The 23,711-nt window shown below is 65.4% G+C and carries 25 protein-coding genes; 17 read left to right on the forward strand and 8 right to left on the reverse strand.

Annotated features, from left to right (window positions below; all coding sequences use genetic code 11):
* Positions 1–33: 33 nt before the first annotated feature.
* Entirely contained in the window at positions 34–1,509 is a 1,476-nt protein-coding gene (gene pyk / locus IE191_RS15565; protein ID WP_191325307.1) for a pyruvate kinase, read from the reverse strand.
* 93 nt (positions 1,510–1,602) lie between these two features.
* On the opposite strand from pyk, the gene IE191_RS15570 reads away from it, so the two are divergent.
* Entirely contained in the window at positions 1,603–1,968 is a 366-nt protein-coding gene (locus IE191_RS15570; protein ID WP_229815466.1) for a DUF1244 domain-containing protein, read from the forward strand.
* A gap of 116 nt (positions 1,969–2,084) precedes the next feature.
* Positions 2,085–2,321 (forward strand): DUF2312 domain-containing protein, encoded by a 237-nt coding sequence (locus IE191_RS15575; protein ID WP_022675853.1) that lies wholly within the window; start codon positions 2,085–2,087, stop codon positions 2,319–2,321.
* A gap of 90 nt (positions 2,322–2,411) precedes the next feature.
* Here the strand turns inward: IE191_RS15575 and IE191_RS15580 are convergent, their stop codons facing one another.
* Positions 2,412–3,107, reverse strand: a complete 696-nt coding sequence (locus tag IE191_RS15580; RefSeq protein WP_229815467.1) for a CPBP family glutamic-type intramembrane protease — start codon at positions 3,105–3,107, stop codon at positions 2,412–2,414.
* Positions 3,108–3,242: 135 nt separating this feature from the next.
* Here IE191_RS15580 and IE191_RS15585 point away from each other — a divergent pair, with 135 nt between their 5' ends.
* The 4 genes from IE191_RS15585 (at position 3,243) to ruvA (ending at position 5,828) form a co-directional block, all read left to right on the forward strand.
* Positions 3,243–3,986, forward strand: coding sequence for a YebC/PmpR family DNA-binding transcriptional regulator (locus tag IE191_RS15585; RefSeq protein ID WP_168556436.1), 744 nt, complete (start codon positions 3,243–3,245; stop codon positions 3,984–3,986).
* A 151-nt stretch (positions 3,987–4,137) separates the two neighbouring features.
* Positions 4,138–4,614, forward strand: a complete 477-nt coding sequence (gene ruvC / locus IE191_RS15590; RefSeq protein ID WP_191325310.1) for a crossover junction endodeoxyribonuclease RuvC — start codon at positions 4,138–4,140, stop codon at positions 4,612–4,614.
* Positions 4,615–4,664: 50 nt separating this feature from the next.
* Positions 4,665–5,165, forward strand: coding sequence for a nucleoside deaminase (locus IE191_RS15595; RefSeq protein ID WP_229815468.1), 501 nt, complete (start codon positions 4,665–4,667; stop codon positions 5,163–5,165).
* 45 nt (positions 5,166–5,210) lie between these two features.
* On the forward strand, positions 5,211–5,828 hold the full coding sequence (gene ruvA, locus IE191_RS15600) for a Holliday junction branch migration protein RuvA (protein WP_191325311.1): 618 nt from the start codon (positions 5,211–5,213) through the stop codon (positions 5,826–5,828).
* A gap of 110 nt (positions 5,829–5,938) precedes the next feature.
* Here ruvA and IE191_RS15605 read toward each other — a convergent pair whose 3' ends face one another.
* Positions 5,939–6,250 (reverse strand): GIY-YIG nuclease family protein, encoded by a 312-nt coding sequence (locus IE191_RS15605; protein ID WP_308432922.1) that lies wholly within the window; start codon positions 6,248–6,250, stop codon positions 5,939–5,941.
* 98 nt (positions 6,251–6,348) lie between these two features.
* Here IE191_RS15605 and ruvB point away from each other — a divergent pair, with 98 nt between their 5' ends.
* Positions 6,349–7,407, forward strand: coding sequence for a Holliday junction branch migration DNA helicase RuvB (gene ruvB, locus IE191_RS15610; RefSeq protein WP_191325313.1), 1,059 nt, complete (start codon positions 6,349–6,351; stop codon positions 7,405–7,407).
* 499 nt (positions 7,408–7,906) lie between these two features.
* On the opposite strand, the gene IE191_RS21090 is transcribed toward ruvB, so the two are convergent.
* Positions 7,907–8,551, reverse strand: coding sequence for a hypothetical protein (locus IE191_RS21090; protein WP_229815471.1), 645 nt, complete (start codon positions 8,549–8,551; stop codon positions 7,907–7,909).
* 28 nt (positions 8,552–8,579) lie between these two features.
* Here IE191_RS21090 and IE191_RS21095 point away from each other — a divergent pair, with 28 nt between their 5' ends.
* Complete coding sequence (locus IE191_RS21095; protein WP_229815485.1) at positions 8,580–8,657, forward strand: hypothetical protein; 78 nt, start codon at positions 8,580–8,582, stop codon at positions 8,655–8,657.
* Between the two features lie 217 nt (positions 8,658–8,874).
* Here the strand turns inward: IE191_RS21095 and acnA are convergent, their stop codons facing one another.
* Both acnA and IE191_RS15625 read right to left on the reverse strand, forming a co-directional pair.
* On the reverse strand, positions 8,875–11,544 hold the full coding sequence (gene acnA / locus IE191_RS15620) for an aconitate hydratase AcnA (RefSeq protein WP_191325315.1): 2,670 nt from the start codon (positions 11,542–11,544) through the stop codon (positions 8,875–8,877).
* Between the two features lie 352 nt (positions 11,545–11,896).
* Positions 11,897–12,520 carry a glutathione S-transferase family protein gene (locus IE191_RS15625; protein ID WP_191325316.1) on the reverse strand — a complete coding sequence of 208 codons (624 nt, stop codon included), beginning with the start codon at positions 12,518–12,520 and terminating at the stop codon, positions 11,897–11,899.
* An 87-nt stretch (positions 12,521–12,607) separates the two neighbouring features.
* Between IE191_RS15625 and IE191_RS15630 the strand changes: the two genes are divergently transcribed.
* From IE191_RS15630 to IE191_RS15665, 8 genes are all read left to right on the forward strand, one after another.
* Positions 12,608–13,195 carry a TetR/AcrR family transcriptional regulator gene (locus IE191_RS15630; protein ID WP_191325317.1) on the forward strand — a complete coding sequence of 196 codons (588 nt, stop codon included), beginning with the start codon at positions 12,608–12,610 and terminating at the stop codon, positions 13,193–13,195.
* 80 nt (positions 13,196–13,275) lie between these two features.
* Positions 13,276–14,331 carry an acyltransferase family protein gene (locus IE191_RS15635; protein WP_191325318.1) on the forward strand — a complete coding sequence of 352 codons (1,056 nt, stop codon included), beginning with the start codon at positions 13,276–13,278 and terminating at the stop codon, positions 14,329–14,331.
* A gap of 108 nt (positions 14,332–14,439) precedes the next feature.
* Positions 14,440–15,228, forward strand: a complete 789-nt coding sequence (locus IE191_RS15640; protein ID WP_191325319.1) for an esterase/lipase family protein — start codon at positions 14,440–14,442, stop codon at positions 15,226–15,228.
* 212 nt (positions 15,229–15,440) lie between these two features.
* The gene (locus IE191_RS15645; RefSeq protein WP_191325320.1) at positions 15,441–16,874 is read left to right on the forward strand and encodes a circularly permuted type 2 ATP-grasp protein; all 1,434 of its coding nucleotides are present in this window, start codon (positions 15,441–15,443) and stop codon (positions 16,872–16,874) included.
* A 21-nt stretch (positions 16,875–16,895) separates the two neighbouring features.
* On the forward strand, positions 16,896–17,843 hold the full coding sequence (locus tag IE191_RS15650) for an alpha-E domain-containing protein (protein WP_191325321.1): 948 nt from the start codon (positions 16,896–16,898) through the stop codon (positions 17,841–17,843).
* Between the two features lie 20 nt (positions 17,844–17,863).
* The gene (locus tag IE191_RS15655; protein WP_191325322.1) at positions 17,864–18,679 is read left to right on the forward strand and encodes a transglutaminase family protein; all 816 of its coding nucleotides are present in this window, start codon (positions 17,864–17,866) and stop codon (positions 18,677–18,679) included.
* 106 nt (positions 18,680–18,785) lie between these two features.
* Positions 18,786–19,523 (forward strand): proteasome-type protease, encoded by a 738-nt coding sequence (locus tag IE191_RS15660; protein ID WP_191325323.1) that lies wholly within the window; start codon positions 18,786–18,788, stop codon positions 19,521–19,523.
* Between the two features lie 302 nt (positions 19,524–19,825).
* The gene (locus IE191_RS15665) at positions 19,826–20,446 is read left to right on the forward strand and encodes a response regulator transcription factor (protein WP_191325324.1); all 621 of its coding nucleotides are present in this window, start codon (positions 19,826–19,828) and stop codon (positions 20,444–20,446) included.
* 448 nt (positions 20,447–20,894) lie between these two features.
* Here the strand turns inward: IE191_RS15665 and IE191_RS15670 are convergent, their stop codons facing one another.
* Positions 20,895–21,551, reverse strand: coding sequence for a hypothetical protein (locus tag IE191_RS15670; protein WP_191325325.1), 657 nt, complete (start codon positions 21,549–21,551; stop codon positions 20,895–20,897).
* An 88-nt stretch (positions 21,552–21,639) separates the two neighbouring features.
* Positions 21,640–22,320, reverse strand: coding sequence for an extensin family protein (locus tag IE191_RS15675; RefSeq protein WP_191325326.1), 681 nt, complete (start codon positions 22,318–22,320; stop codon positions 21,640–21,642).
* A gap of 207 nt (positions 22,321–22,527) precedes the next feature.
* On the opposite strand from IE191_RS15675, the gene IE191_RS15680 reads away from it, so the two are divergent.
* Complete coding sequence (locus IE191_RS15680; RefSeq protein ID WP_191325327.1) at positions 22,528–23,664, forward strand: phosphoserine transaminase; 1,137 nt, start codon at positions 22,528–22,530, stop codon at positions 23,662–23,664.
* Positions 23,665–23,711 lie beyond the last annotated feature (47 nt).

The following is a 23,711-nucleotide window of genomic DNA, read 5'->3' on the forward strand; positions in this document are numbered from 1 at the left end:
GGCTCTTGCGCCCGCGCCGATCACGTCCATGTTTCAGTCGCCCTGGTGATGCTTCAATTCGTCCCCGGTAAGGGTGACGACGTGCAGCAGGTTGGTCGCGCCCGGGGTGCCAAAGGGAACCCCGGCCAGCGCCACCAGCTTTGATCCGGCGGTGCCGAAATCATGGCGAAGCGCCATGCGCTTGCCCTTGGCGATCATTTCCTCGAAGCTGCCGATGTCCTTGGTGTTGACCGCATGGGCGCCCCACAGCAGGCCAACCTTGCGCGCCGTCTTCTGGCTGGGGGTGAGCACCAGCATCGGCACGCCCGGCCGTTCGCGCGCCACGCGACGGGCGGTGGAGCCCGAGCCGGTGAACACGATGATCCCGGCGATCGGCAGAGTCTGCGCGATCGAAGCGCAAGCTTCGGCCAGGGCGTCCGCCGTGGTCGGATCGGGCAGCGTCTCGATGAAGTGGACGCGCGCGGCATAGCCGGGATCGCTTTCCACCTGCACCGCAATACGGTTCATGATGCTCACCGCCTCTTCGGGCCAGGCGCCCGCGGCGGTTTCGGCCGAGAGCATGACCGCGTCGGCGCCGTCATAGACCGCGTTGGCCACGTCGGACACTTCGGCGCGGGTCGGCGTCGGCGCCTCGATCATCGATTCGAGCATCTGCGTGGCGACGACCACCGGCTTGCCCTGGCGACGCGCGCTTTCCACGATGCGCTTTTGCAGCGGCGGCACTTCTTCGGGGTTGAGCTCCACGCCCAGGTCACCACGCGCCACCATGATGCCGTCGGACAGCTCGATGATCTCTTCCAGGCGCGAAATCGCCGCCGGCTTCTCGATCTTGGCCATCAGCGCGCCATAGCCGCCCATCAGGCGGCGCGCTTCGGCCACGTCTTCGGGGCGCTGCACGAACGACAGCGCGATCCAGTCGGCGCCCTGCTCCACGGCAAAGGCCAGGTCGCGACGGTCCTTTTCGGTCAGCGCCGGCACCGGCACCACCGCGTCGGGAACGTTGACGCCCTTGCGATCGGAAATCACCCCGCCAACTTCAGCCGAGCACAGAATCTCGTTGGCGTCGGCGCGGATCACCCGCAGGCGCAGCTTGCCATCGTCGATCAGCAGGCGCTGGCCCTTTTGCAGGATGCCGAACAGTTCGGGATGGGGCAGGCAGACGCGGTTTTCATCGCCCGGCTCGGGATTGCGATCGAGCGTGAAATGGCCCGAATGGCGGATCACCGCGCGGCCTTCCTTGAACGTGCCCACGCGCAGCTTCGGCCCCTGGAGGTCGCACAGCACGGTGATCGGACGCTTCACCTTCGCTTCGAGAGCGCGGATGTTGGCGATCGTTTCGGCGTGGATGGCGTGTTCGCCGTGGCTCATGTTGACGCGGAACGCATCAGCGCCAGCGCGGAACAGCTTTTCCAGCATTTCCGGCGAGCGGCTTGCCGGCCCCACCGTGGCGAGGATCTTGACCTTGCGTTCGCGCTTGTCAGGGCTCTTTCCCTGGTCAGGCTGGGCCATGGTGCAACAACTCCTCTTCCTATCGAACCGGGCAGGCTTTCAATCGCGCAGCCCTATGGCCTATGCTGGCCCAAAACCCAAGGGATGATAGCCATGGATACGAATTCCCCCCTGCCCCAAACGGCCCAAAACGGTGCGGATGGCCTCGACCAGATCGACGATGCCGTGGCCGCCGCCGCGTTCCGCCGCCTGGTGCGCCACTTGCGCCATCGCCACGATGCGCAGAACATCGATCTGATGGGCCTGGCCGGATTCTGCCGCAACTGCCTCGCTGACTGGATCGTGGAAGCCGGCGCCCCGCTCGACAAGGCCGCCGCGCGCGAAGCGATCCACGGGTTGCCCGCAGCAGAATGGAAAAGCCGCTACCAGACGCCGGCCACGCCCGAGCAACTGGCGCGGATGGACGAGAGCATGAAGCGCAACACCCCCGCGCATTCCCCCAGTGCCGGCGGTGCGTAAGCCGGTTCGGAGCAATCTTTCCACAGGCGCGGCTTTGCCAGCATCGGCGCGGACGGCTATTTGCCCCCGCCTGATGGCCGCCAAGGCCGCCCACTTAACAGATTCGGAGCATACCCATGGCCGACGCCGCCGATGATCGCCTGCGCCTCTTGATCGAGCGCATCGAACGCCTGGAAGAAGAAAAGAAGGGCATCGGCGACGACATCAAGGATGTCTACAGCGAAGCCAAGTCGGCCGGCTACGACGCCAAGATCATGCGCCAGATCGTCCGCCTGCGGAAGATGAAGCCCGACGACCGCCGCGAAATGGAAGCGATTCTCGACGTCTACAAGAACGCGCTGGGCATCGACTGATTCCCTGCCGCTGACGCGGCGTGACGGCATCAGCCCTCTCCCCACCCGGCCCTCCACAGGATAGCCGGGTGCGAGGGCGGGCCAGCGCCGTCACCGCATCAGCAGCGCTGCGGTCACCGCCACCAGATTGCCCAGCGCATGGGTGAGCATCGAGGCCGGCAGGCCGATCCGCACCCGCACGAAGCCGAAGACCAGCCCGGCCCATAGCTGCGGCAGCACCATCGGCACCAGCGCCAGCGTGATGCGCGGATAGTTGCCAAGGTGGAACAGCGCGAAAACCGCCGCGTGCAACACGAACAGCGCCGGAAACGCCACCTCGAACCAGGCGGGCGTTTCCCGTCGCCGCAGCGCGAACCAGCCACCCGCTGCCCCCAACACCGACAACATTAGTACCAGCCAGGCCAGGGGATGGGCTGCGCCATCGCGGATCGTCGACAGCGCGCCTGCCGCTGCCAGCAGCCCGCCGAGCAGCACCAGCGCGCGCGGGCGGCCCGAGAGCCAGCCGCGAAATATGCATTCTTCCGCCACCGGGGCCAGGATCACGACCGTCGGCAACAGCAGCGTCGGCGGCAATTTGCCAAAGGCATCGGCGCCAGGCAGGCCCATGCCGCGCTGCCACAGGCCGATCAGCGGCATCAGCACGACCAGCCCGATCAGGTAGAGCAAGGTGGCGCCGCGCCACAGCGCCCAGCTTTCAGCACTGCCCAGCCCCATCGGGCGCGACCAGCGCGGATGCGTCAGGAACTGTGCGAGCGACTGGGCGGCGGGAAGCGAAAGGCGGACCATGGCCAGGGCCATACCGGAGCAGGGATTAACGCCGCGTTTGCCGCATCGGCGCCTGCCCGATTGCCGTTTTGCCCGGCTTGGTCTAGGGGCGCAAGCAAACCCGCATTCCCACCATCAGCCGCAAGAAGCAGATCCATGGCAGGCCATTCCAAATTCAAGAACATCATGCATCGCAAGGGCGCGCAGGACAAGAAGCGCTCGGCGATGTTCTCCAAGCTCTCGCGCGAAATCACCGTCGCCGCCAAGATGGGCATGCCCGATCCGGACATGAACCCGCGCCTGCGCGCCGCGATCAACGCCGCCAAGGCGCAGTCGATGCCCAAGGACAACATCCAGCGCGCGGTCGACAAGGCCAGCAAGGGCGATGGCGAGAACTATGAAGAAGTGCGCTACGAAGGCTATGGCCCGGGCGGCGTGGCGATCATCGTCGAAGCGCTGACCGACAACCGCAACCGCACCGCCACCAACGTGCGCACCGCCTTTGCCAAGAACGGCGGCAACCTCGGCGCGTCGGGCGCGGTGAGCCACGGCTTCGAACGCCTCGGCCTGATCGAATACCCCGCCAGCGTGGGCGACGAGGAAAAGGTGCTGGAAGCCGCGATCGAAGCCGGCGCCGATGACGTGGAATCGGACGAAGACACGCACCAGATCTGGACCGCGATCGACAACCTGCACCCCGTCAGCCGCGAGCTGGAAAAGGCGCTGGGCGAAGCTGAAGCGGTGAAGCTGGCGTGGAAGCCCAACCTCAAGACCACGGTTTCGGCCGACGACGCGGCCACCCTGCTCAAGCTGATCGACGTGCTCGACGACGACGACGACGTGCAGACCGTCTGGGGCAACTACGAAATCCCCGACGACGTGATGGAAAAGCTGGGCTGATCGGGCCCGTGGACGCGCGGAATGCCTACCGATCCTCCCCCGCCTGGCGGGGGAGGTGGCGGCCGCTAGGCCGTCGGAGGGGGCGCCCCCTCCACCACGCGCTTCGCACGCGGTCCCCCTCCCCCGCGCTGCGGGAGAGGATCTGTTTTTCATGATCATCCTCGGCATCGATCCCGGCCTCACCTGCACCGGCTGGGGCGTGGTGGCCAAGGCCGGCAGCCGGCTGAGCCACGTCGCCAACGGCCAGATCCGCACCGATGCCAAGGCCACCATGGCGCAGCGCCTGGTGGAACTGGACGCGGCGCTGACCGACGTGATCCTCACCCACCACCCGGATGAAGGCGCGGTGGAAGAAGTCTTCGTCAACGTGAACCCGCAATCCACGCTCAAGCTGGGCCAGGCGCGCGGCGTCGCCATGGTCAGCCTGGCGCGCTCGGGCATGCCCGTGGCCGAATATCCCACCAAGGTGATCAAGAAGGCACTGGTCGGTACCGGCGGCGCGGAAAAACAGCAGATTCAGCACATGCTGAAAATCCTGCTGCCCGGCGTGAAACTGGCCGGCGAAGACGCTTCCGATGCACTGGCCGTGGCGATCACCCACGCCAACATGCTGGGCAGCCATCGCTGATCGGTCTTTCGGGCCGGGAACACCCTGCCCCGCCCGGCGTAGCAGCGTTCATGAACATCGCCGCAACCGACGACGCCTGGATGGCCCGCGCCATTGCCCTTGCCATTCGCGAAAAGGGCGACGATCCCGCGAACACGCCGATCGCGGCGCTGGTCGTGCGCCAGGGCCGTCTGGTGGGCGCCGGCGTCAACCGCACGGCCGAGCATTGCGATGCCACGGCCCATGCCGAGGTGGAGGCACTGCGCGCCGCCGGGCACGAAGTGGGCGACATGAAGATCGACGGGGCCACGCTCTACACCACGTTGCAGCCCTGCGGCATGTGCACGATGGCCGCGATTTGGGCGGGGATCACGCGCATCGTCTATGGCGCCGGGCGCGACCAGGTGCACAAGATGTATTTCGAGGACCGCCACCTCTCGACCGTCGATTACATCCGCGATGCCTTCAAGGACGACCTCACGCTGGAGGGAGGCGTGGCCGCCCATGCCTGCGCTCGGCTCTATTATGGCCCGCACGACAAGGTTCCCGACGAGCAGCAGGCCAATACTTGAACGCCGGTTGCGCCTGGAAAAGTTCCCTGCCATAGGGAACAAACCATGATCGCCAAACTCACCGGCATTCTCGACGACACCGGCCCGGACTGGGCGATCATCGACGTCAATGGCGTCGGTTACCTGGTCCATTGCTCGGCCAAGACGCTCACCCATCTCGGCGTGCGTGGCGACAAAGTGGTGGTGCACACCGAGATGCAGGTGAGCGAGACCGACCAGCGCCTGATCGGCTTTGCCAGCGCAGGCGAACGCGCGTGGTTCCGCCTGCTCACCGCCGTTCAGGGCGTGGGGTCTAAAGTGGCCTTGGCGATCCTTTCGGCGCTGTCAGCCGAGGAATTGCAGCGCGCCTGCGCCGGGGGCGACGCCGCCATGGTCGCCCGCGCCAACGGCGTGGGGCCGAAACTCGCCAGCCGCATCGTCAACGAATTGAAAGACAAGGCCGGCGGCCTTGCCGGCCTGTCCGGCGGCCTCGGCATCGCGGCCGAGGCAGACGTGGCCCTGCCCGCCGGCTCTGCCAGCGCCGACGCCATTTCCGCCTTGCAGAACCTGGGCTTCAAGCCCGCCGTGGCCTCCAGCGCGGTGGCCTTCGCGATCAAGGAACTGGGCGAAGACGCCCGCCTCAACGACCTGGTGCGCGTGGCCCTGAAGCGGGCGACGGGGTGATGCCGGCTACGGCGGGAAAGGCGGAGAGCTGGACCCCGGACCAAGTCCGGGGTGACGGCGATTTTGGAAACAGGTGCTGTTTGCCAGAAGTTCGTCACCCTGAACTTGTTTCAGGGTCCAGGGTGCGACCTGCCCTGCCCCAGAGGTGGAAAACCGAGACCGACGGCAAGATCGCGCCATTCGGGGTTGGCTGCGTGAACAAGATTGATCTTCCAGTCCCGCCGCCAGTTCTTGAGCTGCTTCTCGCGCGCAATCGCACGCTCCACGTCGTCAAACATCTCGAAGTGAACCAGGCGATAAACCCGATACTGCGCCGTGAAGCCGCCGGTTACACCTTCGCGGTGCTGCCACAAGCGCTGCATCAAGGCCGACGTGACACCGACATACAAGGTGCCGCGCACACCGCTGGCAAGAATATACACGCAAGGTTGCCGTTCGCGTTGCACACCCCATCGTGGCCACACTCCCGAGGCCAGACAACGGCCGTTGCTGCCGAATTGGCCGAAAGCCCTGATCCGTCATGACCGACAACCCGCTCCTTTCCGCCAAGGCCCAGGCCGAAGACATCGACGCCGCGCTGCGCCCCAAGACTCTGGCCGAATTCGTGGGGCAGGAGGCTGCGCGCGAAAACCTCAAGATCTTCATCGAAAGCGCCAAGCAGCGGCGCGAGGCGATGGACCACGTGCTGTTCTTCGGCCCGCCGGGCCTGGGCAAGACCACGCTGGCGCAGATCATCGCGCGCGAACTGGGGGTGAATTTCCGCGCCACGTCCGGCCCGGTGATTGCCAAGTCGGGTGATCTTGCCGCGCTGCTCACCAATCTCGAATCCGGCGATGTTCTGTTCATCGACGAGATTCACCGCCTCAATCCCGTGGTCGAGGAAGTGCTCTATCCCGCGATGGAAGACCGCGCGCTCGACCTGATCATCGGCGAAGGGCCTTCGGCGCGCTCGGTGCGAATCGACCTGCCGCCCTTCACCTTGATCGGCGCAACCACGCGGCAGGGCCTGCTGCAAACCCCGCTGCGCGATCGCTTCGGCATTCCCGTGCGCCTGCAATTCTATACCGTGGCCGAACTGGAGCGGGTGGTGACGCGCGGCGCTACACTGATGGGCGTGGGCATCGACCGCGAAGGGGCGCGCGAGATCGCCAAGCGGGCGCGGGGCACGCCACGCGTGGCCGGGCGTCTGCTGCGCCGGGTGCGCGATTTCGCCCAGGTCATGGGCGATGGCACGATCACCCGCGCGCTGGCCGACCAGGCGCTGACCCGGCTGGAAGTGGATGCGCTGGGGCTGGACCTGCAAGACCGGCGCTACCTGATGATGATCGCCGATATCTACAAGGGCGGCCCGGTCGGGGTGGAAACCCTCGCCGCCGGCCTGTCCGAACCGCGCGACACCATCGAGGAAGTGATCGAACCCTACCTGATCCAGCTTGGCCTGGTCGCCCGCACCGCGCGCGGCCGCTGCCTCAACGATCGCGCCTGGCAGCACCTGGGAATCACTCCGCCGACGGCGCAAATGCCGGGCGGCCTGCCAGGTACGCTGCCCGGCCTGTTCGAGCCAGACAGCGGCGAATAGACCCTCGCACCTGTCGGAATTGGCAACACTGGCGGGCGCAAGGGTTCCAGATTGGGACAGAGTTAACACACTGCGCCGAAATGCGACGAAATATGGCCGGCTATCCTGTCGATTTGCGGTTAACGTGGTGGACGCTGCCGCTATGATCTGCGTTGTTCAGCGGAGGGGAGTTTTGGCAGCAGCCTGTTAAGGCGCTTCTGCTAGGCCAACCCGGAATTTCAGCGAGAGCAACGATCATGTCGGTTCGGATGGCATTGGCGAAACTGGCGGCCTGCGCAGCGGGGGGCGCGGTCCTGGGCGGCGGCGCCGTGCATGTCTCCGAGGCACCATCTGCCGGCGAAATCCACCACATCAAGCCGATCAAGACCAAGCCGGCCAAGCCGCGCCGGATCGTCCGCCGCGCCCCGCCCCATGTCGTGCACCGCCAGCGCAAGATCGTTGCCACCGCCACGACCAAGACGTGCGATCCGCCCCGCCAATATGCCATGGCGCCAGCACCCTACATGCCCCCGCTGCCGCCACAGGCGCAGGCCGTGGGCGGCGGGGGCGGCGTGCCGGTGGTGATCGGCGGCGGCCCGGTCGGCGGCTTTGGCGGCGGCTTCTTCGGCGGTTTCTTCGGTGGCAGCGGCGGTGGGGGCGGCAGCGTGGTGGTCTCGTCCACCAGCACCGGCTCGACGTCCACCTCGGGTGGTTCCACCTCGACGTCCGGTGGGTCGACCTCGACCTCGGGCGGTTCTACCTCGACTTCCAGCGGGAACGTCTCCACGTCCAGCGGCAATGTTTCGACCTCGAGCGGAAGCGTGTCCACGTCGAGCGGCAGCGTCTCCACCTCCAGCGGCAGTGTGTCGACCTCGTCGGGCAGCGTCAGCACGTCCTCGGGCAATGTCTCGACCAGCTCGTCCACCTCGACGTCCTCGGGCAACGTGTCCACTTCGTCGGGCAACGTCTCGACCAGCTCGTCGACGTCCACGTCCTCGGGCAACGTCAGCACTTCGTCTTCGACGAGCAGCAGCACGTCGTCTTCCACCTCGTCGTCCACGTCCTCCTCGACATCGAGCTCGACGAGTTCCTCCAGCTCCACCAGCAGCTCGTCTTCGTCCAACGGATCGACATCGACCAGTTCGACCAGCAGCGGTACGACCAATGGTGGCACCGACGTGCCGGAACCTTCGATGGTTCTGCTGTTCGGCGCTGCCGCCGCGGCGCTGGTCGCACGCCAGCGCTGGGGTCGGAGCCGCAAGCCGGCTTGAAGCCACGGTCAAGCCCGTTCCTGCGGGCTCCACGGAAGGGGCGGTCTTCGGGGGGAGGCCGCCCCTTTTTCGTGCCGCTTTCCTGGCCTCCCCCTCCGTCAGGCCTGCGGCCTGCCACCTCCCCCGAAGGGGAGGATGCTTGTGCAGTGGCCACGAAAAAGGGCGGCTCCGGTCAGGAGCCGCCCTTTTTGCGTTCCGGCGGTCAGGCCGGCGGCGCTCAAGCCGCCAGCTTGCGCAGCACGTAGTGCAGGATGCCGCCGTTCTTGAAGTATTCAAGCTCGTTGGCGGTATCGATGCGGCACAGCGCTTCAAAGGTGAAGCTGCTGCCATCGGCGCGCGTGACCTTCACGGTCACGGTCTGGCGCGGCTGGAGATCGGCAACGCCTTCGATGGTGAAGGCATCGTCGCCGGTCAGGCCCAGGCTCTGGCGGGTCTGGCCATCGACGAACTGCAAGGGCAGCACGCCCATGCCGACCAGGTTCGAGCGGTGGATACGCTCGAAGCTTTCGACGATCACCGCGCGCACGCCGAGCAGGTTGGTGCCCTTGGCCGCCCAGTCGCGCGAGGAGCCGGTGCCGTATTCCTTCCCGGCGATGACCACCATCGGCGTGCCATCGGCCTTGTGCTTCTGCGCCACGTCATAGACCGCGCCCACTTCGTCGCCATAGCGCGAGAAGCCGCCTTCAGTGCCGGGGACCATTTCGTTCTTGATGCGGATGTTGGCAAAGGTGCCGCGCATCATCACTTCGTGGTGGCCACGGCGCGCGCCGTAGGAGTTGAAGTCCGCCTTGGCGACCTGGTGATCCTGGAGCCACTTGCCCGCCGGGCTGTCGGCCTTGATCGAGCCGGCCGGCGAGATGTGGTCGGTGGTGATCGAATCGCCCAGGATCAGCAGCGGCTTGGCGCCGACGATGTCGGAAACCGGGGCCGGCGTCATGGTCATGCCTTCGAAGTACGGCGGGTTGGCGACATAGGTCGACCCGGCGCGCCACGAATAGGTTTCCGAACCCGTCACGTTGATCGCCTGCCAGTGCTTGTCGCCCTTGTAGACGTCGGCATAGCGGGCCTGGAACATCGCGCGGTTCATCGCCCCGGCCATGACCGAGTGAACCTCGGCATTGGTCGGCCAGATGTCCTTGAGATAGACGGCGGCGCCATCCTTGCTCGTGCCGATCGGGGTGGTGGTGAAGTCTTCCACCACGGTGCCCTTGAGCGCGTAGGCGACAACCAGCGGCGGCGAAGCCAGGAAGTTGGCGCGCACGTCGGGGCTGACGCGGCCTTCGAAGTTGCGGTTGCCCGAGATCACCGAGGCGGCGACGATGCCATTCTCGTTGATCGCCTTGCTGATCGGCTCGGCCAGCGGGCCGGAGTTGCCGATGCAGGTGGTGCAGCCGTAACCCACCAGGTTGAAGCCGATGTTGTCGAGGTGCGACTGGAGACCGGCCTTTTCGAGGTAGTCGGTCACCACTTGCGAGCCCGGTGCCAGCGAGGTCTTGACCCAGGGCTTGGGCTTGAGGCCCAGTTCGTCGGCCTTCTTGGCAACCAGACCGGCGGCGATCAGCACGCCGGGGTTCGAGGTGTTGGTGCAGCTCGTGATCGCGGCGATCACCACGTCACCGTCGCCGATGTCGTGATCCTTGCCGTCGACGGCCACGCGCGACTGGCTCTTCTTGTAGACGTCGCCGAGGTCCTTGTTGAACACGTCGTCCACTTCGGGAAGCACGACCTTGTCCTGCGGGCGCTTCGGGCCGGCCAGCGAGGGCACGACGGTCGACAGGTCGAGTTCCAGCGTCGAGGTGAAGACCGGCTCGACCGACGGGTCGATCCAGAAGCCCTGCTCCTTGGCATAGGCTTCGACCAGCGCGATCTGGTCTTCGTCGCGCCCGGTCAGGCGCATGTAGTCCAGGGTCTTTTCGTCAATGCCGAAGAAGCCGCAGGTCGCGCCATATTCCGGCGCCATGTTGGCCAGCGTGGCGCGATCGGCCAGGGTCAGGCCGGCCAGGCCGGGGCCGAAGTATTCCACGAAGCGGCCGACCACGCCATGCTTGCGCAGCATGTTGGTGGCAGTCAGCACGAGGTCGGTGGCGGTGACGCCTTCCTGAAGCTGGCCGGTGAACTTGAAGCCCACCACTTCGGGGATGAGCATCGAGACCGGCTGGCCGAGCATGGCCGCTTCGGCTTCGATGCCGCCCACGCCCCAGCCGAGCACGCCCAGGCCATTGACCATGGTGGTGTGGCTGTCGGTGCCGACGCAGGTGTCGGGATAGGCGACGAGGTTGCCGTCCTGGTCTTCCGAGGTCCACACCGTCTGGGCGATGTGCTCCAGGTTCACCTGGTGGCAGATGCCGGTGCCGGGGGGCACGGCGTGGAAGTTCGACAGCGACTTGGAGCCCCACTTGAGGAAGTCGTAGCGCTCGCCGTTGCGATAGTATTCGATCTCGACGTTCTGTTCGAACGCCTTGGGGTGGCCGAATTCATCGACCATCACCGAGTGATCGATCACCAGGTGCACGGGCACCAGCGGGTTGATCTTGCTGGTGTCGCCGCCCAGCTTGGCGATCGCGTCGCGCATCGCGGCAAGGTCGACCACGCAGGGCACGCCGGTGAAATCCTGGAGCAGCACGCGCGCCGGGCGGTACTGGATTTCGGCGCTGCTCGACGGGTTCTTCTGCCAGTCGACCAGGGCCTTCACATCGTCGGCCGAAACGGTGAAGCCACCGTCTTCGAAGCGGAGAAGGTTTTCCAGCAGCACCTTCATCGAGAAAGGCAACCGCGAGACATCGCCGAACTTTTCGGCGGCCTTCTTGAGGGAGTAGTAAGCGACGTTCTTGCCGCCTACGGTAAGCGTGCTGCGCGTGCCGAGCGAGTCCTGTCCGACCTGGGTCATGGCTAAGCGAAATCCTCCTGCCGTTGGCGAGGGACCGCAGGCGCGAAGCGCGGTGCCTGATCCGGTGGCAAAAGCCGGTCCGGGGGCGACGACAGCCGAGCGGGCCTCTCGTGAACGGCGCCGCGATGCGCTGTTCGGGCCACCTCGTCAAGGGCGGGAAATCGCTAAATTTGCGGGATTTCGCTTATTGCGACGCAATAGCAGAAGTATTGTCTCGCACCGGGTGCAGTTCGTCGCGAATGGCCGCCGGGTAATGCTGCAAAGCAACCGGAACTATCGATCGAAGGCCCTCGCACGCAGTCACAGCAGGCCGGATGACGCGAGTCGCCCGGTCCTCTGCCACCCTCCCCACTCAATCGTAGGCGTAAGGGCCGCCCACCTCGATCGCCCGGCGATAGGCCGGCAAGGCCTGAACCTTGTCCAGCCAGGCCAAGGTATGCGGCCGCGTGGCATCGAGCCCGGCCCGCGCCCGCGCCGCCTCGATCGGAAAGCTCATCATCACGTCGGCGGCCGTCATCTCCGCACCGGCAAACCACGGGCGGGCCGCCAGCTCGCGCTCCACGAAATCGAGATGCACGTCGATCATCGGCTGGATGCGCTTGAGCGCGATCTTGCCCATGATCGGCACGCGCGAAAGCACCAGCTTGAGCAACAGCGGCGGCATCAGCGAGCCTTCGGCATAGTGCAGGAACATGCGGTAACGCAGCGCATCGTCGCCATCGGCCGGCGCGCCCAGCCGGCCACCGGCCTTGTCGACCAGGTATTCCACGATCGCGCCGCTTTCGGCGAGCACGCGCCCTTCGTCCTCGATCACCGGTGACTTGCCCAGCGGATGCACCGCGCGCAGCTCGGCCGGCGCGAACATCGTCCTGGCATCACGCTCATAGCGCTTGACCGTATAGGGCAGCCCCAGCTCCTCCAGCAGCCAGAGCACCCGCTGCGAGCGGGAATTGTTGAGATGGTGAACCGTGATCATCGGGCCTCCTGTGGTGGGCGCTTGCCTGCCATACGGGGTTTGTTTACAGTGTAAACTACAGCGGCGCCAACAGGATGTAAACATGCCATGAAGCCTTCAGATCCCTCGCCGCCGGCAGGCCTGCGCCAGAAACTGGTGGATGCGGCCACGCTGGCGCTTGATGCCGGCGCGGGAGAGCCCAGCCTGCGCGCCCTGGCCCGCGACCTTGGCGTTTCGGCGATGGCATCGTATCGTCACTTTCCCGACAAGGCGGCCCTGATGGCCGCGGTGGTGGCGCAGGGCTTCGTCCGGCTCTCCGCCACGCTGGCTGCGGCAGACGCTTCCGCCCCGGGCATGCAGGCGCTGGTGGCGCAGGGACTTGCCTATGTGGATTTCGCCATGGCGCAGCCGGGGCTGTTCCGGCTGATGTTCAGCCCGGCCGGGCAGGCGGACAACGCTGCTGCGGCCCGGGCACAGGCCTATAACCGGTTGTCGGCGCGCGTTGCCGCGTTGCAGCCCGGCAATCCCGCCGCAGCCACGCTGGCGTGCTGGGCGGTGGTGCATGGCCTCGCCGTGCTCCAGCTTGACCATGCTCTCGCCACCAGCCGCGAGGAATTGCGCGAGGCATTGGCCGTCGCGATACGCGGGCTGGGCGTGGAACAGCAGGCGGTCAATCCGCCAGAAACCCGTGGCTAAACGAATTTTTCAGTAACGATCCATAACGATAGGCGGCTGATGAAGCCGGGCAGCGCGCGCTGCATGATCGATGGACGACAATGAAAGCTCACTTCCACGTACTCGACGGCTTTCGCGGCATTGCGGCAATCGCTGTCGTCGTGGCCCATGGCTGGGTTCTGCTGGGCTACAAGGTGGCCGTCCACGGCTATCTGGCCGTCGATCTGTTTTTCCTGCTGAGCGGATTCGTCATTGCGCAGGCCTATGAACAGCGCCTGCGCAACGGAATGGCACTGGCCGATTTCTGTCGGCGTCGATGGCTGCGCCTCTACCCGATGATCGCGCTGGGCGCGGTGCTTGGCGCAGGCGTGACTCTGGCCACCAGACCCGTCACGCCAATCGACTTCGTGGGCACGTTCATCGCGCAGTTGCTGGTGCTGCCCACCCCCTTTTCGCACGTTCCCGGCTTTGGACCATGGCCGCTCAATCCGCCTTCCTGGTCCTTGTTCTGGGAATTGCTGGCCAATGCCGCCTTCGCGGTCTGGCTGGTGCACTGGCGCAACCGCCAACTGGCACTGCTGTGCCTGGTGGCCGGGGCTGGCCTGGCCTGCGTGGCGCTGATCCACCGGGATATCGAAGTGGGTTTCACGCTCACCAGCTTTTACGGCGGGCCGCTGCGGACGTTTTTCTCGTTCCCGCTCGGCATCCTGCTCAGCCGCCTGCATCGTCCATCGGCGGCGCGGCAGTCCTCGGGCAAGATCGGGCTGTGCCTCGCCGGCGCCCTGGTCCTGATCCTGTTCGGTCCTACCCGCTCGTGGGCTTATGACATGGTGACGGTCATGGTGGTCTTCCCCCTGATCCTCCTCGTGGCGATCAGGACCGATGCCAGCCACCCTTGCTGGACGTGGCTGGGCAATATGTCCTACCCGCTGTACCTGTTGCACAATCCCCTGCTGAAGATCATCGTGGCCTGGCGCCCGCATCCTGTGGGGGGACTGGCCGATCTCGCTCTGCTCGGCGCCTACCTGGGCCTCGCCCTGGCGGCAGCGACCCTTGTCGGCCGGTTCTATGACACGCCGATACGCCGTATCCTGGAACGCAGGCGGGCCACTCCGGGCTTGCCCATTCTCGGGGCGCAGCCCGCAGGCGGGTTCTAAAGCCGCACTTTTTTGCGCGTCACGCCGCCATTGTGACTTGAATTTGAAACAAACCCGTCTTTGTGGCGTTCATCCCCGGCATGAGATAGCTCCCATCCGGTGATTCCTATGGCCACACAACCCTCTTCCCCGCCCCGCACGGCATGGGCCCAGATCGAAACGCTGGGTGCTGCCCTGGCGCGACGGCGCGCGCTGGCCTTTGTGCCGCGCCCGGAAGGCGTGCGCGGGCCGGCCTGGCCGCGTCTGCTGGGGGAACTGGCCACGCCGATCGACCACTGGCAAGCCGCGCGGAGCGAGCCCCCTGCCCCGGTTCCACCTGCGCCGCGTTCGCGCCCGGTCATGCTGCTGCCCGGCTTCGGCACCCATCCGGTGCGGATGAAGCCGCTCGCCGCCGCACTGGAAAGCGCCGGCCACCGCGTCAGCGACTGGGGCCTGGGCTTCAATTTTGGATCGAGCGAAGACCGCTTCGAGCGCCTGGCCGAGCGCGTGGAAACCATGGCACGCCGCGAAGGCGAGCCGCTGGTTCTGGTCGGCTGGAGCCTGGGCGGCCTGTTCGCCCGGCAACTGGCCAAGACCGCGCCAGACCATGTGGCCCTGGTCATCACCATGGGCACGCCGTTTTCGGGCGATCGCCGCGCCAACAACGCCTGGCGCGCCTATCAGATCGTGGCCGGCCACAGCGTGGATGAAGCGCCGATGGCGCAGGATCTGGCGACCAAGCCGCCGGTGCCGACCATCGCGCTGTGGAGCCCGCGCGACGGCATCGTCAATCCCCGCAGCGCCGCCGGCTGGCCGGGCGAGCGTGATCTGGCCGTACCCCTGCGCGTCACCCACCTGGGCTTTGCCGCGCATCCGCAAGTAGCCCGCACGCTGGTCGATCTCGTCGCCCGACACTGATCGACTGGGCCTGATCGACGGGGCCTCACCGGCTTTCCTGCCAGTCAACACACGAAAACTGACGCGAACCGGCGCGGCGCGGATGCTGCCACGCCAAAACCGCCTGCGCAAGGGCTTCGGCCACGATGGAATCAATTGTTTCGCACGCGCAGCATCCGCGCTTGCGGAGGCCCGAATCGTGTGCAAGCAATGGGCCAGACGGGAGGTTCTGCATGACCAATTCCTCGCTCTCGTCCTATGACGAGATGCTTGACGCCGATGGCGCGACACGCCCCGCTTACAGCGGGTATTGCGAGTGGCTGAAAGAGCAGCCACCCGAATTGCTGCGGCGGAAATCGGGCGAAGCCGAAGCCTTTTTCCGCAAGACCGGGATCACGTTCAACGTTTACGGCAACGAGGACGCCGAAGAGCGCCTCATCCCCTTCGACATGGTTCCCCGCATCATCAACGCCGCACAGTGGCGGCGGCTGTCGCGGGGCATCGAGCAGCGGGTCCGCGCGCTCAACGCCTTCCTCCACGATCTCTATCATCGCCAGGAAATCGTCCGCTCCGGCCGCCTGCCCGAACGGGTGCTCAAGGGCAACACGGCGTTCCTGCCGCAGATGGCCGGCTTCACGCCGCCCGGCGGCGTCTACACCCACATCGTCGGCATCGACCTTGTCCGCACCGGCGAGGACGATTTCATGGTGCTCGAAGACAATGCGCGCACGCCCTCGGGCGTGTCGTACATGCTCGAAAACCGCGAAACGATGATGGCCATGTTCCCCGAACTGTTCACCAAGGTGCGGGTGCGCGAGGTGTCGGACTATCCCCGCCGCCTGGCCCGCAGCCTGGCGGCCTGCGCCCCGCCGGCCGCCAACGGGCACAAGCCGGTGGTCGCCGTGCTTACGCCGGGCACGTTCAATTCCGCCTATTACGAACACGCCTTCCTGGCCGACCAGATGGGCGCCGAACTGGTGGAAGGCAGCGACCTGAAAGTGGAGGATGGCCGCGTCGCCATGCGTACCACGCGCGGCTGGCAGGCGATCGACGTGCTCTATCGCCGGGTGGACGACGATTACCTCGATCCGCTGACGTTCAAGCCGGAAAGCGTGCTGGGTGTTTCCGGGATCATGGACGTCTATCGCGCCGGCGGGATCACCATCGCCAATGCGCCAGGCACCGGGATTGCCGACGACAAGGCGATCTACAGCTTCATGCCCGAGATCGTCGAGTTCTACACCGGCGAAAAGCCGATCCTGGCCAATGTGCCGACCTGGCGCTGCGCCGAAAGCGATTCGCTGGCCTACGTGATGGACAATCTTGAAGACCTGGTGGTCAAGGAAGTCCACGGTTCGGGCGGCTATGGCATGCTCATCGGCCCCACCTCGTCGCGCAAGGAAATCGCGATGTTCGCCGAGAAGCTGCGCGCCAATCCCGAAAACTACATCGCGCAGCCCACGCTCTCGCTGTCCACCGTGCCGATCTTCACCAAGGCTGGCCTCGCGCCGCGCCACGTGGACTTGCGCCCCTTCGTGCTGGTTTCGCCGCAGGGGATCGACATCACGCCCGGCGGGCTGACGCGCGTGGCGCTCAAGAAGGGCTCGCTGGTGGTCAATTCGTCGCAAGGGGGCGGCACCAAGGACAGTTGGGTGCTGGACGATTGAGGCGGAAGGGAAAACGATAAAATGCTTGGACGTTCCGCCAATGGCATCTTCTGGCTGTTCCGCTATCTGGAGCGCGCGGAAAACACCGCGCGCCTGGTGGAGGCCGGATTCCGCATGGCTCTCACCCGCGACGCTGCCGATGCCAGCGACGAATGGCGTTCGGTGGTGGTCACGCTGGGGCTGCAAGGGGCCTATCAGGCCAAGTTCGGCAGCGATTACACCGCCAGCACCGTGGTCAACTTCATCCTGCGCGATCGCGACAATCCCGGCAACGTGCTGAGCATGGTGGAGCAGGCGCGCCACAACGCGCGCATGGTCCGCACCGGCATCACGCGCGAGGTATGGGAAGCGGTCAACGAAAGCTGGATGATCCTGAAGCAGGAGCTGGCCCGCACCGTGACCGAAACGCGCCTGGGCGGCGTGCTCGACCTGATCCGCCGCCAGTCCACGCTGGTGCGCGGGGCGATGGAAGGCACGATGCTGCGCAACGACATCTATTACTTCGCCCGCGCCGGCAGCTTCATCGAACGGGCCGACAACACTGCGCGCATCCTCGACGTGAAATATTACGTGCTGCTGCCCTCGGTGTCCTATGTCGGCTCCAGCCTCGACAACGTGCAGTGGGACAACGTGCTGCGCGCCGTCGCCGGGGATCGCGCCTATCGCTGGCTCAACGCCGGGCGGATGGAAGCGCGCGGCATTGCCGAGTTCCTGATGCTCGACGGGCGTTTCCCGCGCAGCCTGGCGTTCTGCTACGCCCAGTTGCGCGACTATCTCGATCGCCTGGCGGCCGAATACGGCGATCGGCTGGAAACCCATGCGATCGTCGCGCGCACGCACGAACAGCTCAAGAGCCAGACGATCGAGGCCGTGTTCGAGCACGGCCTGCACCAGGTGATCGGCCAGTTCATCGCCGCCAACAACCACCTCGCGCAACAGATCCAGCGCGATTACCGTTTCACCGAATAAGGAAAGGGGAAAGGCCGCCCATGCGCCTCGCGATCAGCCACACCACGCGCTACACCTTTTCCAACCCCGTTGCCCACGGGCTGCAACGCCTGCGCCTCACCCCGCTGGCCTGCCAGGGGCAGACCACGGAGTTCTGGGAAATCGAGCTGGAAGGTGCCCGGCCCGAAGTGACCTATGACGACGAGAACGGCAACCGCGTCACGCTCATCTCGTTCGTGCCCGGCGCGCGCGAAGTGGTGATCCGCAGCCAGGGCGTGGTGCAGACCTCAGACACGGCTGGCGTGGTGGGCAAGCAGCAGGGGCAACTGCCCTTGTGGCATTTCACCGAACAGACCGCCCTCACCCGCGAAGGCCCTCTCGTGCGCGCACTGGTCGAAAGCCTGCCGGTCGACTCGGAAGACACGCTGGCCCGCCTCCACGCATTGAGCACCCTGGTGCGGGAGGCCGTGGCCTATGAACCCGGCCACACCGATGTCGCCACTTCGGCCGAGCAGGTGCTCGCCGCCGGGCGCGGGGTGTGCCAGGACCAGGCCCACGTGTTCATCGCCGCCGCGCGCCATCTCGGCATTCCCGCGCGCTATGCCAGCGGCTACCTGATGATGGACGATCGGGTGGAGCAGGAGGCCGGCCACGCCTGGGCGCAGGCCCATGTGCCGGGCCTCGGCTGGGTCGGCTTCGACGTGGCCAACGCGATCTGCCCCGATGCGCGCTATGTCCATGTGGCGACGGGCTGCGATTACACCGCCTGCGCGCCGATCACCGGCATCCGCTATGGCGCGCGGGACGAGGCGATGCACGTCAGCCTTGCCGTTGAACAACAGCGTATGGAACAATAAGAGGCTGAGGACTGGCCACGACCCCGACCGGGGCAAAGCGGCAAGTCTTGTTGGCGCAGGATAGCGGGGGACCGGCCGGCGCGCGCCGGGCGGACGGGGACGAACGATGACCTATTGCGTGGGGATGATGCTCGACAAGGGGCTTGTCCTGATGAGCGACACCCGCACCAATTCGGGCGTCGACAATATATCGGTGTTCCGCAAGAGCTTCACCTGGTCGGTGCCGGGCGAGCGGATCATCACGATCATGACGGCGGGCAACCTCGCCACCACCCAATCGGTGATCAGCCAGTTGGAAGAGCGCAACAAGGCGCCGAGCGAACGCCGCCCGTCGATCCTGGAAGAGCCGACGATGTTCCAGGTCGCCACCCACGTCGGCAACCTCTTGCGCAGCGTGATCGAAGGGCGCCAGTCCGGCCCGGTCCAGGGCGAAGGCGCGCGCTTCACCGCCACGATGATCGTGGCCGGCCAGATCCGGGACATGGAACCGCGCCTGTTCATGATCTATCCCGAAGGCAATTTCATCGAGGCGAACTTCGACACGCCGTTCTTCCAGATCGGCGAGACCAAGTACGGCCGCCCGATCCTGCTGCGCGGCTATGACAAGGGGATGGATTTCGAACAGGCGGTCAAGCTGCTGATGGTCTCGTTCGACTCGACCGTGGCGGCCAATCTCTCGGTCGGCCTGCCCTTCGACCTGACCGTGATCGCGCGCGACCATTTCGAGCCGCTGCACCAGCGCCGCATCCGCGCCGACGATCCCTATTTCAACGCGATATCGTCAAGCTGGAGCGAAGCGCTGCGCGCCGCGTTTTACCAGTTGCCGGATTATCGTTTCGATTGAAGCAAAAGCGGTCGGACATAGTAAAACTACTTAGCACAATTACTATGGAAACCGTCGTATAGTCTCGCTAAAGTCCGGCAGGGATGCTTGGCAAGACTTGACTCATCGCCCCGTGGCAGTCTGTAGCCATGGGACAGGAATCGACACATATTGATGAACTTCGACTGAATAATCGGGTCCGCTTCGGAGCCGAAATCCCTAAGGAATATGGGACGGTAATCGCCCCGCATCCTAAGGGAAGCGTTCAGAACGAAGCTTTCGCGCGTGGCGCGACGATGCCAGAGGGTGGTTACTTCGGCCCCATGGTCGAACGTGTCACACTCCACATCCTCGATAGCGACTCTGCCCGCAGGGCACAGCTCGCTCGTCTCGCCTTTGCCGCCGGGCATCATGCCGAGATATACGGCAGCACCGACGAATTGCTGGCGCATGCGCCCAGCAGCGGGCTGCTGCTGGCGCATGACGATCCGCCGGGCGAAGCGGTGCCGGCACTGATCGGCGCGATGATGCGCGCCGGCCACTGGCTGCCGGTGATCGCCATCGGCGATGCGCCCGATACCTGGGCCGTGGTCCGCACGATCAAGGCGGGCGCACTGGATTACCTCGCCATTCCCAGCCAGATCGCGCCGCTCAACGAAGCCATTGCCCGCGCCGCGCACGAAGCTGAAACCCACCGCGTGCAACGCGCCCGCGCCGCCGAGGCTCGCCAGCGCATCGCCCGCCTCTCGCTGCGCGAACGCGAAGTGCTCGATCGCCTGGCCGAAGGGTGCAGCAACAAGGCCATCGCCCGCGACTTGGATATCAGCCCGCGCACCGTGGAAATCCACCGCATGAAGATGATGGGCAAACTCGGCGCCCGCCACGCCGCCGAAGCGGTCCGCCTGCGGATCGAGGCCACCGGCCTGGGCGACGCTGCCGCCTGACACCGCAACAGACACACGACATCGGCCATAAGGGGGGCCTTCAGGAAGGCGGGAGGCGGGATCCTCCCGCCTTTCTGCACTTATAGATCCTCCCCCACCCCGTGGGGGAGGTGGCAGCCCGCAGGGCTGACGGAGGGTGCATGTTCGCCCACTCTCGCCCTGCCGCCCCCAACCCTTCTGCGTCTCCGCGTCAATCCATTTGGCACGCGGAGACGCAGAGACGCGGAGAACAAGGAGATTGCCCGGCGCTGCGCGATCATGTGCCGTCAGGCAATGAGCTGAATAAAAGAAAAAGGTTTGTTCGCGCAGAGGCGCGGAGGCGCAGAGATTCAGCTTTTTCTCCGCGCCTCCGCGCCTCTGCGCGAAATCAATCATTTTGCCTGAACTGGCTGCACACGAGGTTTACTGCGTGAGCACCGGCGCGTCAGAAAATGAAGAGGAACAGACGTCAGCGCAACGCAAAAATGGAACGATTACAAAAGTTACTTCGCAGTTTCGCCGGAAGAGTTGGATCGCGCAGATCGGCAAGCTCTGGCACATATCGGCCTAAAGCCTGAGCAGCCAAGTCGCCCAAGACGTCGTAGTGGCAGGGTGAGTTCCCTTCTCCTGAGGTTATTGCCCCAGCGCGCCGCCGCTCAAATGCCAATGGCGTTCCATCGGTAAGAAGTCGCCCTTCGCCTGAATACCCATCAGTGATCTCATCCCATCGCCTCAGGAACAAAGCCAAATCGTCTCTGGGTACGACGAATGTATCTTGTCGCAGAACCTGACCCGCTAGGGTCGTAACGATCACTTCTCCCATGCTTCGTGTGCCTGTCTCAGAAAGCGATATTGCGAACCATCTCTTGCCAAACGATGGCATAGCAGCAAACTGAAGACTATTTGCCGCTTTGGGAGTCTGCAAATGCGCCAGCAAGGCGTGAGCATCGATCAACACCGGATCGCGTGCATCAACTAACAGCGGCCGCTGGTGGGTTCGGTTGAATTGAGCGAGCCGATGCTTTTCTTTCAACAGGAATAAAGCTGAGCTGATTGCGGCTAGCGTAAAAATTGCCGCAATTGTGAATACGCCACGCTTTATCCAGAGCCATATCGCCTGCTTCATCTGAACTGGTTAGCAGGGTTAGAAACGACCGCAACCGTACCGTGTCCGAATAAGCAGTTTTATTCCGAAAAGCGCCCACCCCGCCCCCTCACCCACACAACGGTCGCCCGCTCCCCACCTCCAGGTGCAAGTGATCGCGATGCGCGGCGTTGTAATCCGGGCTCAGCACGGTGTTGAAGCGCTTGCAGGCGCTGGTGTGGATCGCGCGCAGGAACGCACGGATTTGCGGGTCTTCGTCGTTCCAGTCGCGCAGCACGGTAACACGGCGACCATCGGCGAGGAGGAAGCCGGAAATGTCGATGGCATTGGCCGTGGCGTGGGCGGAGCGGCGCGCGGTGCCGGCCACGTTGCGGCAGTTGTAGCTGCCCATCGTGTCGATCTTGACCAGCGGGCTGCCCAGGATCTGCTGCGCCGCGCGGTCCACGCCAAAGCGCGCCCAGCCTTGCAGGGCATTGGCCAGTTGGCAGGTCACCGGCCCGGCATTGGCCAGGGCTAGCTGCGTGCTGTCGCTGCGCAGATAGGCCAGGCGCACGCTGCCCAGCGTGCTGCACCCTGCGCCATAATATTGATCGGGCACCGGCACATAGCCGATGGCGTTCTGGCGCAGCGAAACCAGGCAGGCGCGCGTGGCGGCGGAACTGGGCACCGGCTGCACCACCGGGCGCGAGACCATGCGCGCTGGCCGGCGCGGGCCACGTGGGGCGTCGACACAGCCGGCAAGGACAATCACCGGCAGCATGGCCCAGGCAAGAAGAATGCGTTTCGCCATAAACTTAAGCCTGACGCAGTCTTGGTTACTCCAGGATAAATGGAAAGCCCGCAGATGCACGCAACCGCACTTTTTGCGACGAACCGCTGCGCAGCATTTCACACAAGGGTGCGCGGCGACGCATTGACAAGCCCGTCCACACCTTTAAGAGCGGCTCCGGGCCACGCGGTCCCAACGCCGCGCGTGCTCTCTGTAAGGAGAGTCTACATGACTGTTGGTATTCCCGCCGCAAAGCCGGCGCGTCCTTTCTTTTCCTCGGGTCCGTGCGCCAAGCCGCCGGGGTATTCTCTCGACAAGCTGCAAACCGAATCGCTGGGCCGCTCGCACCGCGCCAAGATCGGCAAGGCGCGCCTCCAGCTGGCGATCGACCTGATGCGCGAGGTGCTGCAACTGCCCGCCACGCACCGCATCGGCATCGTGCCCGGTTCGGACACCGGCGCGTTCGAGATGGCAATGTGGACGATGCTCGGCGCGCGCGGCGTGACCACGCTGGCCTGGGAAAGCTTCGGTGAAGGTTGGGTCACCGATGCCGTCAAGCAGCTCAAGCTGGAGCCGACCGTGCTCCGCGCCGATTACGGCCAGTTGCCCGATCTCTCCAAGGTCGATTTCGCCGACGACGTGCTGTTCACCTGGAACGGCACCACCAGCGGCGTGCGCGTGCCCGATGGCGAATGGATCACTGATAACCGCGAAGGCCTGACCTTTGCCGACGCGACCAGCGCCGTCTTCGCCTACGACATTCCGTGGGACAAGATCGACGTGGCCACCTTCTCGTGGCAGAAGGTGCTGGGCGGCGAAGGCGCGCACGGCGTGCTGATCCTCGGCCCCCGCGCGGTCGATCGCCTGGAAACCTACACCCCGTCCTGGCCCCTGCCCAAGGTGTTCCGCCTGGTCTCCAAGGGCAAGCTGGCCGAAGGCGTGTTCAAGGGCGAAACCATCAACACCCCCTCGATGCTCGCTGTCGAAGACGCGATCTTCGCGCTCGAATGGGCCAAGTCGGTCGGCGGTCTCGAAGGCCTCAAGGCGCGCTGCACCGCCAATGCCCACGCGCTGGACAAGATCGTCGCCGAACGTTCGTGGCTCGGCCATCTCGCGGTCGACAGCGGCATCCGCTCGCGCACCTCGGTGTGCCTCACCGTCGAAGGGGCTGACGCAGACTTCATCAAGAAGTTTGCCGGCCTGCTCGAAAAGGAAGGCGCGGCCTTTGACATCGCTGGCTATCGCGATGCCCCGGCCGGCCTGCGCATCTGGTGCGGCGCCACGGTCGATACCGCCGATATCGAGGCGCTCGGCCCCTGGCTTGACTGGGCCTACGCCCAGTTGACCGCTACTGCCGAAGCCTGATCGACTTTCAACGTCACTCCCATTCCCCGTCGCCCCGGACTTGATCC

The sequence above is a fragment of the Novosphingobium pokkalii genome, from assembly GCF_014652855.1.
In the GTDB taxonomy this organism is placed as follows: Bacteria; Pseudomonadota; Alphaproteobacteria; order Sphingomonadales; family Sphingomonadaceae; genus Novosphingobium; species Novosphingobium pokkalii.